General features: G+C 60.6%; 11 protein-coding genes. All 11 read left to right on the top strand.

What is annotated here, in order from left to right; genetic code table 11:
- Nucleotides 1-2 precede the first annotated feature (2 nt).
- The 11 genes from ACIOVD_RS16485 (at nucleotide 3) to ACIOVD_RS16535 (ending at nucleotide 13,696) form a co-directional block, all read left to right on the top strand.
- Nucleotides 3-1,112, top strand: a complete 1,110-nt coding sequence (locus tag ACIOVD_RS16485) for a flagellar basal body P-ring protein FlgI (protein WP_095170000.1) — start codon at nucleotides 3-5, stop codon at nucleotides 1,110-1,112.
- A gap of 10 nt (nucleotides 1,113-1,122) precedes the next feature.
- On the top strand, nucleotides 1,123-2,406 hold the full coding sequence (flgJ, locus tag ACIOVD_RS16490) for a flagellar assembly peptidoglycan hydrolase FlgJ (protein ID WP_320333897.1): 1,284 nt from the start codon (nucleotides 1,123-1,125) through the stop codon (nucleotides 2,404-2,406).
- Nucleotides 2,407-2,416: 10 nt separating this feature from the next.
- Nucleotides 2,417-4,459: a flagellar hook-associated protein FlgK gene (gene flgK / locus ACIOVD_RS16495; protein WP_401129100.1), complete on the top strand. Its 2,043-nt coding sequence runs from the start codon at nucleotides 2,417-2,419 to the stop codon at nucleotides 4,457-4,459.
- Between the two features lie 14 nt (nucleotides 4,460-4,473).
- The gene (locus ACIOVD_RS16500; protein ID WP_095169997.1) at nucleotides 4,474-6,051 is read left to right on the top strand and encodes a flagellar hook-associated protein 3; all 1,578 of its coding nucleotides are present in this window, start codon (nucleotides 4,474-4,476) and stop codon (nucleotides 6,049-6,051) included.
- Nucleotides 6,052-6,417: 366 nt separating this feature from the next.
- Entirely contained in the window at nucleotides 6,418-7,344 is a 927-nt protein-coding gene (locus tag ACIOVD_RS16505; RefSeq protein ID WP_095169996.1) for a ketoacyl-ACP synthase III, read from the top strand.
- Between the two features lie 287 nt (nucleotides 7,345-7,631).
- The gene (locus ACIOVD_RS16510; RefSeq protein WP_401129103.1) at nucleotides 7,632-9,338 is read left to right on the top strand and encodes a flagellin; all 1,707 of its coding nucleotides are present in this window, start codon (nucleotides 7,632-7,634) and stop codon (nucleotides 9,336-9,338) included.
- 73 nt (nucleotides 9,339-9,411) lie between these two features.
- Complete coding sequence (locus ACIOVD_RS16515; RefSeq protein WP_401129105.1) at nucleotides 9,412-9,756, top strand: flagellar protein FlaG; 345 nt, start codon at nucleotides 9,412-9,414, stop codon at nucleotides 9,754-9,756.
- Nucleotides 9,757-9,838: 82 nt separating this feature from the next.
- A complete protein-coding gene (gene fliD, locus ACIOVD_RS16520) occupies nucleotides 9,839-11,203 on the top strand; it encodes a flagellar filament capping protein FliD (protein WP_401129107.1) in 1,365 nt (454 codons plus the stop codon).
- Between the two features lie 116 nt (nucleotides 11,204-11,319).
- Nucleotides 11,320-11,721, top strand: a complete 402-nt coding sequence (gene fliS, locus ACIOVD_RS16525; RefSeq protein WP_401129109.1) for a flagellar export chaperone FliS — start codon at nucleotides 11,320-11,322, stop codon at nucleotides 11,719-11,721.
- Between the two features lie 24 nt (nucleotides 11,722-11,745).
- Nucleotides 11,746-12,042: a flagellar protein FliT gene (fliT, locus tag ACIOVD_RS16530; RefSeq protein ID WP_159994382.1), complete on the top strand. Its 297-nt coding sequence runs from the start codon at nucleotides 11,746-11,748 to the stop codon at nucleotides 12,040-12,042.
- 178 nt (nucleotides 12,043-12,220) lie between these two features.
- The gene (locus tag ACIOVD_RS16535; protein WP_095169990.1) at nucleotides 12,221-13,696 is read left to right on the top strand and encodes a sigma-54 dependent transcriptional regulator; all 1,476 of its coding nucleotides are present in this window, start codon (nucleotides 12,221-12,223) and stop codon (nucleotides 13,694-13,696) included.
- Nucleotides 13,697-13,772: the final 76 nt, after the last annotated feature.

Below are 13,772 nucleotides of genomic sequence, written 5' to 3' on the forward strand. Positions count from 1 at the left end.
CCATGCTGAACTTCAAGCACCTGCTGGCGGCCGCGTTGTTGCTGGGCACCTCCCTGGGCGTGCAGGCCGAGCGGTTGAAGGACATCGCCAGTATCTCCGGCGTGCGTTCCAACCAGTTGATCGGCTATGGCCTGGTCGTCGGCCTCAATGGCACGGGTGACCAGACGACCCAGACCCCGTTCACCCTGCAGACCTTCAACAACATGCTCTCGCAGTTCGGCATCAAGGTGCCGCCGGGCTCGGGCAACGTGCAGTTGAAGAACGTCGCTGCCGTGTCGATCAGTGCCGATTTGCCGGCGTTTGCCAAGCCGGGGCAGCAGGTCGACATCACCGTGTCTTCTATCGGCAACTCCAAGAGCCTGCGTGGCGGCACCTTGCTGCTGACCCCGCTCAAGGGCATCGATGGCAACGTCTATGCGGTGGCCCAGGGCAACCTGGTGGTGGGTGGTTTTGACGCCGAAGGTCGTGACGGTTCGAAGATCACCGTCAACGTGCCGTCGGCCGGTCGTATCCCTGGCGGTGCCTCGGTGGAGCGCGCGGTCCCGAGCGGGTTCAACCAGGGCAACAGCCTGACCCTCAACCTCAACCGTTCGGACTTCACCACGGCCAAGCGCATCGTCGACAAGATCAACAGCCTGCTCGGCCCGGGTGTCGCCCAGGCCATCGATGGCGGTTCGGTTCGGGTCAGCGCGCCACTGGATCCGAGCCAGCGGGTCGACTACCTGTCGATCCTCGAAAACCTCGAAGTCGACCCCGGCCAGGCGGTGGCCAAGGTCATTATCAACTCGCGCACCGGCACCATCGTGATCGGCCAGAACGTCAAGGTGTCGCCGGCGGCGGTGACCCACGGCAGCCTGACCGTGACCATTACCGAAGACCCGATCGTCAGCCAGCCAGGGGCGTTCTCCAACGGCCAGACGGCGGTGGTGCCACGCTCCAATGTCAACGCGCAGCAGGAAGCCAAGCCGATGTTCAAGTTCGGCCCGGGCACCACCCTCGACGAAATCGTGCGTGCGGTGAACCAGGTCGGCGCGGCACCGGGTGACCTGATGGCGATCCTCGAAGCCTTGAAACAGGCCGGCGCCCTGCAAGCCGACCTGATCGTGATCTAAGGTGACGAACATGGACATGCGCAAGAGCGGCCTGGTCAGCAGCAGCGATTCGGCGGCCTACTCCGACCTCAACCGGCTGAACCAGCTCAAGGTCGGCGACAAGAACAGCGACGGCAACATGCGCAAGGTGGCGCAGGAGTTCGAATCGCTGTTCCTCAATGAAATGCTCAAGTCAATGCGCTCGGCCACCGACGCGCTGGGCCAGGACAATCCGCTGAACACCGCGGCGGCCAAGCAGTACCAGGAAATGTACGATCAGCAACTGGCGGTTTCCATGTCCCGCGAGGGCGGCGGCATTGGCCTGGCCGATGTGCTGATGCGCCAGATGTCGAAGAACAAACCACTGGCCCCCGGCGAGGCGGCCGCGTTGTCGGCGGCTAAGCAGGAGGCCGCGAAAGCAGCGGTGCAGACACCGATTGCCGCTGGCACGGTGGCCACTGATGGGCCGTTGTCGCGCCTCAATGGCCAGCGTCCGTTGTGGGCCTCGCGCTCGATCAATCCACCGCAGGCAGCGGAGCAGGGCGTGCACGGCAATGACATGGCGCTGATCAACCAGCGGCGCCTGGCGCTACCGCCGAAACTGGCGGACCGCTTGTTGGCAGGCCTGGTGCCTTCGGCCAGCGGGACGGCGGCCACCACCGCTACCAGCACCTTGCCCAACCGTGCGACCCGTGACGGCAACGCGCTGGTCAAGGGCGACTGGCAGCCGGCGCAGAGCTATTCCGCCGAGCGCGGGCGCCTGCAGGTCTATGGTCGTGCGATGGCGCAGCCGCCCCTGGCGCCGGCGCCAAAAGCCTTCAACTCGCCAGACCAGTTCATCACCACCATGCTGCCGATGGCGCAGCAGGCGGCCGACCGTATCGGCGTCGATCCGCGTTACCTGGTGGCCCAGGCCGCCCTGGAAACTGGCTACGGCAAGTCGGTGATGCGCGCCGCCGATGGCAGCAGCAGCCACAACCTGTTCGGGATCAAGACCGGCAGCACCTGGAAGGGCGCGCAGGCCCGCGCCATCACCAGCGAATTCCGCAATGGCGAGATGGTCAAGGAGACGGCCGAGTTCCGTTCGTACGCGTCCTACCAGGACAGTTTCCATGACCTGGTGACCCTGCTGCAGAGCAACAATCGTTATCAAGAAGTGCTGAAGTCGGCCGATAACCCCGAACAGTTTGTGCGTGAGCTGCAAAAGGCCGGGTACGCCACCGACCCCAACTACGCCAGCAAGATTTCGCAGATTGCCAAACAAATGAAGAGCTATGAGAACTACGCCTCGGCTGGCTCTTCCACGAATTTATAAGGTCTGAACCATGAGCTTGATCAATATCGGGATGTCGGGTCTGAATGCGAGCCAGGCGGCGTTGGCCACGGTCGGCAATAACATTGCCAACGCCAACGCTGCGGGCTACTCGCGTCAACAACTCATCCAGACTAGTGCAGGCTCGCAGCAGGTCGGTGGCGTGTTCATCGGGTCCGGCACCACCCTGGCCGATGTGCGCCGGGTGTACAACGCCTACATCGATGCGCAGTTGCAGACCACCACCTCGCTCAATGGCGATGCCCAGGCCTATCTCGATCAGATCGGTGCGGTCGACAAGTTGCTGTCGGACAAAAACACCGGGGTTTCGGCCGCCCTCGGCAGCTTCTTCGCCTCGCTGCAGACCGCGGCCGGTGCCCCCGGCGACATGTCGGCGCGGCAACTGCTGCTGACCAATGCACAGACCCTGAGCAACCGCTTCAATGCGATCTCCAGCCAGCTTACGCAGCAGAATGACGGCATCAACAGCCAATTGACCACCCTGGCCTCGATGGTCAACCAGCACACCGCAACCATCGCCTCGCTCAACCAGCAAATTACCCAGGCAAGCACTTCCGGCAGCACCCCGAACAACCTGCTGGATGCGCGCAACGAAGCGGTTCGCTCGTTGAACGAGCTGGTGGGGGTCAAGGTGCAGGAGCACGACGGGGTCTACGACATCTCGCTGGGCACCGGCCAGACGCTGGTCACGGGCAACACCTCCAACACTTTGTCGGCAGTCCCGGGCAAGACCGACAAAAGCCAGTACAGCCTGCAGATCGACTACCCGCAATCGAGCATCGAGGTGACCTCGGTCGTCACGGGCGGCAAGATGGGCGGCCTGATCCGCTATCGCAACGACGTGCTGGCGCCGGCCATCAACGACCTGGGGCGCACCGCGCTGGTGGTCTCCGATGCGTTCAACAAGCAACTGGGCCAGGGCCTGGATGCCAATGGCGAGTTCGGTTCGTCGTTGTTCAACAATATCAACAGCCCGCAGGCCATCAGCCAGCGCAGCTTGGCCACCACCGGTAACAGCGCCGGTTCCGGCAACCTCGACGTGACCATCGGCGACAGCAGCGCGTTGACCGCGTATGACTATCAAGTGACGTTCACCAGCGACAAGAACTACAGCGTCAAGCGTTCCGACGGCACCACCCTGGGACCGTTCGACGTCACCAAGACTCCACCGGACATGATTGATGGCTTCACCCTCAAGCTCAACGGTGGTGGGCTGAGTGCCGGCGACAGCTTCAAGGTCAGCCCGACCCGCTCCGGCGCCAGCGACCTCAGCGTGCAGTTGAAAGATCCCAACAAACTGGCGTTCGCCGGGCCGTTGCTCGCGGACAAAGGCAGCTCCAACTCCGGCACGGGCGCCTTGAGCAGCCCGAACCTGTCATCGATGCTGGATATCTACGGCGGCGCCGAACTGGGCCAGTTGCAGAGCCAGATCGAAGGCGCGATGCCGGTGCGCATCGCCTTCGACGAAGCCAAGGACGGGACCCAGACCTATCGCGTGCTGAACGAGGCGGGCGCCGAAATCGGCAAGGGCAGTATTGTGCCGGGCCAGGACAACAAGCTGACGATCAACGTGCCGGTACTCGATGCGGCCGGCAATCCTGTGAAGAACGCCGATGGCACGGCCAAGACCGTTGGTTTCAATACCACGGTCAGCGGCTCGCCGGGCAAGGGCGACAGCTTCGATATCAAGTTCAACCAGGACGGCAAGGCGGACAACCGCAACGCCAATGAAATGCTCGCCCTGCAGACCAAGGCCACCGTTGGCGTCGGGGGCGGCAATGCCGGCGTCAGCATGGGGCAGGCCTACAGCCAGTTGGTTTCCACCGTTGGGGGCAAGGCCAGCCAGGCCAGCGTCGACGGCACGGCCAACAACGCCGCGCTGGCCTACGCCAAGTCCAGCCGCAGTTCGGTTTCGCAGGTCAACCTGGATGAAGAGGCCAGTGATCTGATCAAGTTCCAGCAGTACTACACCGCGTCGTCGCAGATCATCAAGGTCGCGCAGGACACGTTCTCGACACTGATCAACAGTCTTTAAGGGAGTCCTTGACGATGCGTATTTCTACCGCTCAGTTCTTTGAGACCAGCACGGCCAAGTACCAGAACAACTTCACCTCAGTGGTCAAGACCCAGGAGCAGATCGACTCCGGTGTGCGCATCCAGACCGCCGCGGATGATCCTGTCGGGGCTGGCCGCTTGCTGCAATTGCAGCAGCAGAAAGACATGCTGCTGCAGTACGCCGGCAACATGAACAGCATCAAGTCGTCGCTGACCAACCAGGAAAGCGTGCTCGACAGCATCAACACGGCCTTGCAGAAAGTCAGCGAGCTGGCCTTGCAGTCGGGTGGCGGGGTTATCAGCGACGCGGACCGCAAGTCGATCGCCGACGAGCTGGGCAATATCGAAGAGCAGGTGTTCAGCCTGCTCAACAGCAAGGACGAGTCGGGCAATTACATGTTTTCCGGCTCCAAGACCGACGTCCCGCCTTATGTGCGCAACAACGACGGCACCTACACCTACCAGGGTGACGATACCCAGCTCAACCTGCAGGTCTCGGACACCCTGAGCCTGGCGGCCAGCAACACCGCCAAGAGCATCATGGAAGGGTCGGTGAATACCGGTCGCACCCAGGCGGTCCTGCAGCCGCCGTCGGTCAACGATGGTAAGGTCGCGGTCTCCGATGGCCTGATCAGCTCCAACCAGACCTACAACAAGAGTTTCGCCGAAGGCCAGCCGTACACGCTGGAGTTCACCAGCAGCACCCAGTACATCCTCAAGGACGCGACCGGCAAGGATGTGACTGCAGAAGTGCCGGGCAATGGCCAATTCGACTCGACGAAGGAGGGCGCCCACAGCGTCAACCTGCGCGGGGTGAAGTTCGACATCAACCTGAATCTGGCGGACGTACCTGCGGCCGACCTGGATGCGGCGGTCAAGGGGCACGTGTTCACCCTGCAAGCCAAGCCGGACAGCTTCAATGCCTCCCGCAGCCCCGGCAACCCGTCGACGGCCCAGGTCACTGGCGCCACCGTGACCGATGCCAAGGCCTATGGCGACAGCTTTCCGGGCAATGGTGCGGTGATCAAGTTCACCAGCGATACCGAGTACGAGGTCTATGCCCAGCCGTTGAGTGCCAACAGCAAGTCCATCGGCAAGGGCAGCCTGAACGCCGCTGGCGACTCCCTGACGGCGGTAGGGGTCAAGTTCGATCTCAGTGGTGCGGTGAAGTCCGGCGATCAGTTCGTGGTCGGCGCCAACAACCATCAGACCCAGAGCGCGCTGGACACCATCAGCCAGTTGCGCCAGGCCCTGGCAACCCCGAGCGATGGCGACCTGGTTGCCCAGCAGAAGCAGAAGAATGCGATCAACTCGGCCATTGGCAACCTGCAGAACGCCAGTGCCGGGATCGACAACGCCCGCGGTTCCATCGGTGCACGCCTGAAGGCGATCGACATCCAGGCCGGCGAAAACGTCAGCATGGGCCTGGCCAACGACTCGACCATGGCCGCCATTGGCAACACCGACATGGCCAGCGCCTCGATTGAGCTGAGCTTCCAGAAAGCCATGCTCGAAGCTTCCCAGCTGGCCTTTGTGAAAATCTCCCAGTTGAGCCTGTTCAACAAGCTTTGATCCCCGCCTGAATGCCGGCCCACCCTGATTCCGGGAGTGGGCCGGTGCTGCTTGAATTCCGCGCTTTTTCCCGCCTCATCCCCACCTGTTTGCCGGCGTTCGCCTGGCTAACGCTCTACGTGCAGTTTTTTGCGTGGCGGATTGTTTTGGTCAATGCACACAAAATAGAGTGACCTATGAGTCATAAAGCGCATCTTCACTGTATCGTGTGAAAAGGGTGGGATGGGTGCCCGCTGTTCGCTGGGTTTATTTTGATGATTTTGGCACCCGCGTCTGGCGCAGTTTTGTCGGCCAAACCCCTTTGTTATCAGTGCCTCTCGATCCTGCGAGCGGTGATCTCCAGTTATTCTGTTTTGGGAAGCCACAATGATTGGCATAAAAAGCATCGCCAGTTACGTGCCAGTGAGCGGGCTTGATAACTACGCTCAGGGCGCGAAATTCGCCAAGGATGAAGAGTTCATTTTGGGCAAGATTGGCTCGGCCTTTCTGCCGCGCATGGATGCCGGCCAGGAAACCTCCGATCTGTGCGTGGAGGCTGCCAATGCGTTGTTCGCCAACAACCCGCAACTGGACCGTCAAGCCATCGACGTGCTGATTGTGGTCACGCAGAACGGCGACGAAGAAGGTTTGCCCCACACCTCTGCCATCGTCCAGGACAAGCTGGGCCTGTCGACCCGGGTTGCCGCGTTCGACGTCTCCCTGGGCTGCTCCGGCTACGTGTATGGCCTGTACGCGATCAAGGGCTTCATGGAGGCGGCGGGCTTGAAGAACGGCCTGCTGATCACCGCTGATCCCTACTCGAAGATCGTCGACCCCGAAGACCGCAACACCACCATGCTGTTCGGCGACGCGGCCACCGCGACCTGGATGGGTGAAGACGCTGCCTGGCAACTGGGCAAGGCCAAGTTCGGCACCGACGGTTCCGGCGCGCCGCACCTGAAGGTCAGCGACGGCGTGTTCTACATGAACGGGCGCCAGGTGTTCAACTTCGCCTTGCTCAAGGTCCCGGCGCACTTGCACGAGCTGCTGGATGATTCGGGCCTCAAGTCCGAAGACATCGACGCCTTCTGCATCCACCAGGGCAGCGCGGCGATTGTCGATGCCGTGGCGCGGCGTTTCGAAGGCGAGCCGGAGAAGTTCATCAAGGACATGGTCGAGACCGGCAACACCGTGTCTTCGAGCATCCCGCTGCTGCTGGAAAAACACATGCTCGACTCCACCTGGAAGCGTGTGGCGATCAGTGGTTTTGGCGTAGGCCTGTCGTGGGGCTCGGCGATTATCCACCGCCCGTGACTCGATAGCGCCCGCTAATAAAAAACGCCCATGGCCGAGAGGTCATGGGCGTTTTTTGTTGCCTGGGATTTGCCGCTGTCGAGGCCGAGATCAGTGCCAGTCATGACGGGCGCCAGGCGGCCTAAGGCCTTGAAACATTGGGGGGTGGCACGTTGCTAGTAAAAAATTTGAAAAAAGCCCTCAAGCAACCTGCATTGACGACGATAACTATTACGAAGGTTCTCTAGGCCACACCCGGCGGTTGCCAGGGCCGGAAGCCGCAGCACCCAACCAACGAGGAATTCGTCATGGCTTTATCTGTAAACACCAACATCACCTCCCTGGGCGTTCAGAAAAACCTGAACCGGGCTTCCGACGCTCTGAGCACCTCGATGAACCGTCTGTCTTCCGGCCTGAAAATCAACAGCGCCAAAGACGACGCCGCTGGCATGCAGATCGCCAACCGTCTGGGCAACCAGGTCAAAGGCTTGAACGTAGCCATCGCCAACGCCAACAACGGCGTATCGATCGCGCAGACCGCTGAAGGCGCGATGCAAGAATCCACCAACCTGCTGCAACGTCTGCGTGAGCTGGCCCTGCAGTCTGCGAACGGTGATAAAAGCGACGCTGACCGTGTATCCCTGCAGCAGGAATTCACCGCGAAAGTCGGCGAGCTGACCCGTATTTCCAACACCACCACTTTCGGTGGTCGTAACCTGCTGGACGGTTCGTTCAACAACATCGGCTTCCAGATCGGCGCCAACGCCAACGAAACCATCTCGTTCGGTATGACCGATATCAGCGCCACTGGCCTGAAAGGCGACTTCAGCGAAGCCACAGTAAGTGGTAATGCAATGGCAGGCCTGAGCGCAACCGCTACCGGTTCGGTACTGGCTGCTGGCACTGCAACGCTTAAAGGCACTGGTGTTGCGACTCTGACAACAGCTGGCGGTCCTTCTGCTGTTCTGGCTGCTGACACTATTTCCGTCAACGGCAACGCCCTTACCCTTGCGGATGGCGATGATGGTGCGGCTGTTGCTCTTGCAATCGAAGCGGCAGACGCCACTGTTACTGCGACCTTTGACGATACCACTGGTGAGTTGACCCTGACTTCGGCAGGCCCAATCACTATTGCTGGTGCTGATGCAGGTAAGATCGGTCTGACTCCTGCGACTACTCCAGTTTCCGGTGCAGTAGTGCCTAAAACTGAAACCGCTTTGATGGGTGCGGCAGGTGAGATCGCTGTCAACGGTAACTCCGTGGATTGGGCCGCGACTGACACCATCAAAGATGTTCTGGACAAAATTAGCGCTGTAAATGGCATTGCCACAGCTGGCATCGGCACTGACGGTCGTATCAAAGTCACTTCTGAAGATGGTAATGACGTCAAGCTGGCCAACACCGTTAGCGGTTCGCTGTCTCAGTTGGGTCTGCCGGCTGCCACTTCCCAGGCCAAACTGAACTCCGACACGTCGATCAATTTGAACGGCGTTGAAGTCAAGTTCAAGAAGGGTGACACCTCTGACGCCATCGTGGCTTCGATCAACAGCGCCAGCACCGGTGTAAACGCCAGCAAAAACACTGACGGTACCTTGAGCCTGTTCTCTGACAAAAACATCGAGATCGTTGACGGCAGCGCTGGTGGTGGTCTGATCGCGTTGGGGCTGACCAAAGGCACCACGACTTCCGTGACCCTGGAAACCACCGTTTCCAACCTGAGCATCCTCAGCGCTAAAGATTCGCAGCAAGCAGTTCAGGCTCTGGACGGCGCCCTGCAGCAGATCGACAGCCAGCGTTCGCAACTGGGTGCGGTGCAAAACCGTTTCGCCAGCACCGTGGCCAACCTGCAGAGCATTTCGCAGAACTCCTCGGCTGCCAAAGGCCGCGTAGAAGACGCGGACTTCGCTTCCGAAGCCGCTGAACTGACCAAGCAACAAACCCTGCAACAGGCTTCCACTGCGATCCTGTCCCAGGCCAACCAACTGCCATCCGCTGTACTGAAGCTGCTTCAGTAATCTCGGCTAGCGGTTGATCAACGGAAGGGCGCGTATTCGTGCCCTTCCGTTTTTTCAGTTTAGAGGTGACGACATGGACATGAGCATCAAGCTGAGCGCGTCTTATCCCAATGGTCTCGCCCAGGCCAGCGGTGGGCCTGCCCATCAGGCCGCACCTGCGGTAGCGGCTACCCCGGAGTCCAGCGAGGAGCCACAGCGCGTGGCGCTGGAAAAGGCCGTCACGGATATCCGCGAGTTTGTACAGGCAACCCAGCGCAACCTGAATTTTTCCATCGACGACTCTACCGGTCAGGTAGTGGTCAAGGTGATCGCCACCGACAGTGGTGAAGTGATTCGACAGATCCCATCGGAGACCGCGCTGAAGCTGGCGCAGAATTTGAGCGATGCCGGCAGCCTGCTGTTCCAGACCCAGGTTTGAGCTGGCACGAAATGTGTTTCTGACTGCTGCTCAGGGGTATTTGCGCCAATAAAGCGGCAGCCACAGGACAAGGAGAATAGCAATGGCGAGTTCAACGATTTCCGGCCCGGGTTCGGGCTACGACACCCAGGCCATCGTCAAGGCGCTGGTGGGGGCCGAAAAGGCGCCCAAGCAAGCCCAGATCACCGATCAGCAAAAAGACACGACCATCAAGTTGTCGGCCGTCGGCACGGTGAAGAGCTCGCTGGAGTCCTATCGGGCGGCAATCGCCAAGTTGAACAACGTGGCCGCGTTCAACGGCCTCGCTGCTACCTCGTCCGAAGACAAGAACATCAAGGTCACCCTCGGTGATGGCGCCTCCAGCGGCAAGTACGTGGTGGTGGTCGACCAATTGGCAACCGCCTCGAAAGTCACCAGCAAGGTGTTCGAGGGTGGGGCGTCGGGCAAGGCCAATGCCACCGACGAAGTCCAGACCCTGACCATCAACCAGGGAGAGAAGAGTTACGACGTCTTGGTGCCGGGCGGCGCGACCCTGCAACAGGTGCGTGAGTCGATCAACACCCAGCTCTCGGCCCAGGGCATCAGTGCCAACGTCTTGACCGATGCCAATGGTGGGCGCCTGGTGATCGGCTCGAACACCACCGGTGTCGACACCGATATCACCCTCAGCGGCGACTCGGACCTGGTCCAGGGGTATGACAAGGGGCAGCCAGCGCAGAATGCCAAGTACAGCATCGATGGCATTGCGATGGAGTCCACCAGCAACAAGGTGACTGCTGCCATCAGTGGCGTGACCCTGGAGCTGCTGGCCAAGGACAAGGACAAGCCGATCACCGTCAATGTGGCGAGCAACACCGACACCCTGAAGACCTCGGTGCAATCCTTCGTCACCGCCTACAACGCGCTGATGACCAGCATCAACACCCAGACCAAGGTCACCGCCACTGGCGATTCGGCAACCACCACCGCAGGCGCGCTGACCGGCGACGCTTCGATGCGTCAACTGGTCAACAACCTGCGCAACGAACTGGTCAACAGTTCCGGCTCGGGCTCCATGAGCAGCCTGGCGCAGATGGGTATCACCACTGACCAGAAAACCGGTTTGCTGAGCCTGGATGACAAGACCTGGGACAAGGCGGTGGTCAAGGGTGCGGGGGACATCGCCAAGATGTTTACCGGCGATACCGGCCTGGTGGCGCGCATGACCAAGGCCACCGAGTCCTACGTGGGCAGCACCGGGACGCTGGCGAGCCGGGTGACCGATCTCAACACCAAGTTGACCGACCTCACCACCCAGCAGGCGGACCTGGATCGGCGCATGGAGAGCCTGCAGAAAACCCTGAGCGCCAAGTACACGGCCATGGACACCATGATCGCCCAGATCAACGCCAGCAGCGCCAGCATCATGACCACCCTCAACTCGCTGAACAATCCGAAGTCGGACTGATAGCCAGGGGCGCGCAAGCGCCCCGTGACGGTGGCGGCAATTAAAGTTTTCCTGGCGGCAGTCGAGAAACTGGTTAGATAAACCTATTCGCCTGTGGCCTGTACCGAGGTAGCAACATGAACCCTATGAAAGCCCTGCGTGCGTACCAGAAGGTCAATTCCCACGCGCAGATCTCCGAAGCCAGCCCGCATCGCTTGATCCAGATGTTGTACGAGGGTGGCCTCGATCGCCTGGCCCAGGCCAAGGGCGCACTGGCGCGTGGTGATATCCCGCAGAAGTGCCTGATGCTCACCAAGGCCATCGACATCATTACTGGCCTGCGCCAGGGCTTGGATGAAGAGAAGGCCGAGGACCCGGCGGCGATCCAGCAACTGGCCAGCCTCTACGACTACATGAATACCCAGCTGTTGCAGGCCAACATCAGCAATGATCCAGAAATCATCGACGAAGTCGCCCGCCTGCTGATCACCCTGAAAAGCGGCTGGGACGCGATCGCGGCACAAGAGCTAGCGCAATAGGCCCGTGGGCCTGAGGATGATGTCATGAGCCAAGCCCTGCAACGCATCGAGCAAACCCGCGAGGCCCTGGTCGAGGCGCTGGCTGAGCGCAACTGGGAGGCCATCGGCGAGCTCGACGTCGCCTGCCGCACCTGTGTCGACGATGTGCTCAGTGAGGTGCCGGTGGATGAGCAGGCGCTGCGCGAGAACCTGCAGAGCCTGCTGGTGGTCTACAAGCGGCTGCTGGACGTGGCGATGGACGAGCGTCAGGCGATAGTCAACGAGATGGCTCAGATCAGGCAAGCGAAGGGCGCGGCAAAGGTTTACCATCTGTTCGGTTGACGCTTTGGTTAATCAGCTTGTCCGGGTATATGCGCCATAAATTTGACTATGCACGGTTTTTTGACTTAACTAGTGGCTGTTTGCAGATTTCAGACGTCTATCAGGCTTAACGTGCCTGCAGGCGTCTAGCTTGCCTTTTTCTTTCGGGCACTGAGTTGACTAGGGAAGTTGCTATTGCATGTGGCGTGAAACCAAAATTCTGCTGATTGATGACGATAGCGTCCGCCGCCGCGACCTGGCGGTGATTTTAAATTTTCTCGGTGAAGAAAACTTACCCTGCGCAAGCTATGACTGGCAGCAGGCTGTCGGCTCTTTATCGTCTAGTCGTGAAGTCATCTGTGTCCTGATCGGGACGGTCAATGCACCTGGTTCGTTGTCGGCTCTGTTAAAGACACTCGCAACCTGGGATGAGTTCCTTCCCGTTTTGCTGATGGGCGATAATTGTGCCCAGGATCTGCCCGACGACCAGCGTCGCCGGGTGTTGTCGACCCTGGAAATGCCCCCCAGCTACAGCAAATTGCTCGATTCGCTGCACCGTGCCCAGGTCTATCGCGAGATGTACGACCAGGCCCGCGAGCGCGGTCGCCATCGTGAACCCAATCTGTTCCGCAGCCTCGTCGGCACCAGCCGGGCGATCCAGCACGTGCGCCAGATGATGCAGCAAGTGGCCGACACCGACGCCAGCGTACTGATCCTCGGCGAGTCGGGCACCGGCAAGGAAGTGGTTGCGCGCAACCTGCACTATCACTCCAAGCGCCGTGACGCGCCGTTCGTGCCGGTCAACTGTGGCGCGATCCCGGCCGAGTTGCTGGAAAGCGAATTGTTCGGCCACGAGAAGGGCGCCTTTACTGGCGCGATCACCAGCCGTGCCGGGCGTTTTGAGCTGGCCAACGGCGGCACCCTGTTCCTCGACGAGATCGGCGACATGCCGCTGCCGATGCAGGTCAAGCTGCTGCGGGTATTGCAGGAGCGCACCTTCGAACGCGTGGGCAGTAACAAGACCCAGAGCGTTGATGTGCGGATCATTGCCGCGACCCACAAGAATCTCGAAAGCATGATCGAGGTCGGCAGCTTCCGCGAAGACCTGTACTACCGCCTGAACGTTTTCCCGATCGAAATGGCACCGCTGCGTGAGCGTGTCGAAGATATCCCGTTGCTGATGAACGAGTTGATCTCGCGCATGGAGCACGAAAAACGCGGCTCGATCCGCTTCAACTCGGCGGCGATCATGTCGCTGTGTCGCCACGGCTGGCCGGGCAACGTCCGCGAGCTGGCCAACCTGGTGGAGCGCATGGCGATCATGCACCCGTACGGGGTGATCGGCGTGGTCGAGCTGCCGAAGAAATTCCGCTACGTCGACGACGAAGACGAACAACTGGTCGACAGCCTGCGCAGTGACCTCGAAGAGCGGGTGGCCATCAACGGCCATACCCCGGACTTCACCGCCAATGCCTTGCTGCCGCCTGAAGGCCTGGACCTCAAGGACTACCTCGGTGGCCTGGAGCAGGGCTTGATCCAGCAGGCCCTGGATGATGCCAACGGCATCGTCGCCCGTGCGGCCGAGCGCCTGCGCATTCGCCGTACCACCCTGGTGGAGAAGATGCGCAAGTACGGCATGAGCCGGCGCGAAGGCGACGAACAGGCGGACGATTGACGCCTGTTTTTCAAGCCCTTGAATAATGGGCGGTTTTTTTTAGGCACGGGTATTGCTACATCCCTCGCAACGTTCC

The sequence above is a fragment of the Pseudomonas sp. NPDC087626 genome (assembly GCF_044743405.1).
Taxonomy (GTDB): domain Bacteria; phylum Pseudomonadota; class Gammaproteobacteria; order Pseudomonadales; family Pseudomonadaceae; genus Aquipseudomonas.

What these genes read in the sequence shown, in the direction of transcription:
- ACIOVD_RS16485 (WP_095170000.1), top strand. Translation starts at nt 3, where the DNA reads ATGCTGAACTTCAAGCACCTGCTGGCGGCCGCGTTGTTGCTGGGCACC.
- flgJ (WP_320333897.1), top strand. Translation starts at nt 1,123, where the DNA reads ATGGACATGCGCAAGAGCGGCCTGGTCAGCAGCAGCGATTCGGCGGCC.
- flgK (WP_401129100.1), top strand. Translation starts at nt 2,417, where the DNA reads ATGAGCTTGATCAATATCGGGATGTCGGGTCTGAATGCGAGCCAGGCG.
- ACIOVD_RS16500 (WP_095169997.1), top strand. Translation starts at nt 4,474, where the DNA reads ATGCGTATTTCTACCGCTCAGTTCTTTGAGACCAGCACGGCCAAGTAC.
- ACIOVD_RS16505 (WP_095169996.1), top strand. Translation starts at nt 6,418, where the DNA reads ATGATTGGCATAAAAAGCATCGCCAGTTACGTGCCAGTGAGCGGGCTT.
- ACIOVD_RS16510 (WP_401129103.1), top strand. Translation starts at nt 7,632, where the DNA reads ATGGCTTTATCTGTAAACACCAACATCACCTCCCTGGGCGTTCAGAAA.
- ACIOVD_RS16515 (WP_401129105.1), top strand. Translation starts at nt 9,412, where the DNA reads ATGGACATGAGCATCAAGCTGAGCGCGTCTTATCCCAATGGTCTCGCC.
- fliD (WP_401129107.1), top strand. Translation starts at nt 9,839, where the DNA reads ATGGCGAGTTCAACGATTTCCGGCCCGGGTTCGGGCTACGACACCCAG.
- fliS (WP_401129109.1), top strand. Translation starts at nt 11,320, where the DNA reads ATGAACCCTATGAAAGCCCTGCGTGCGTACCAGAAGGTCAATTCCCAC.
- fliT (WP_159994382.1), top strand. Translation starts at nt 11,746, where the DNA reads ATGAGCCAAGCCCTGCAACGCATCGAGCAAACCCGCGAGGCCCTGGTC.
- ACIOVD_RS16535 (WP_095169990.1), top strand. Translation starts at nt 12,221, where the DNA reads ATGTGGCGTGAAACCAAAATTCTGCTGATTGATGACGATAGCGTCCGC.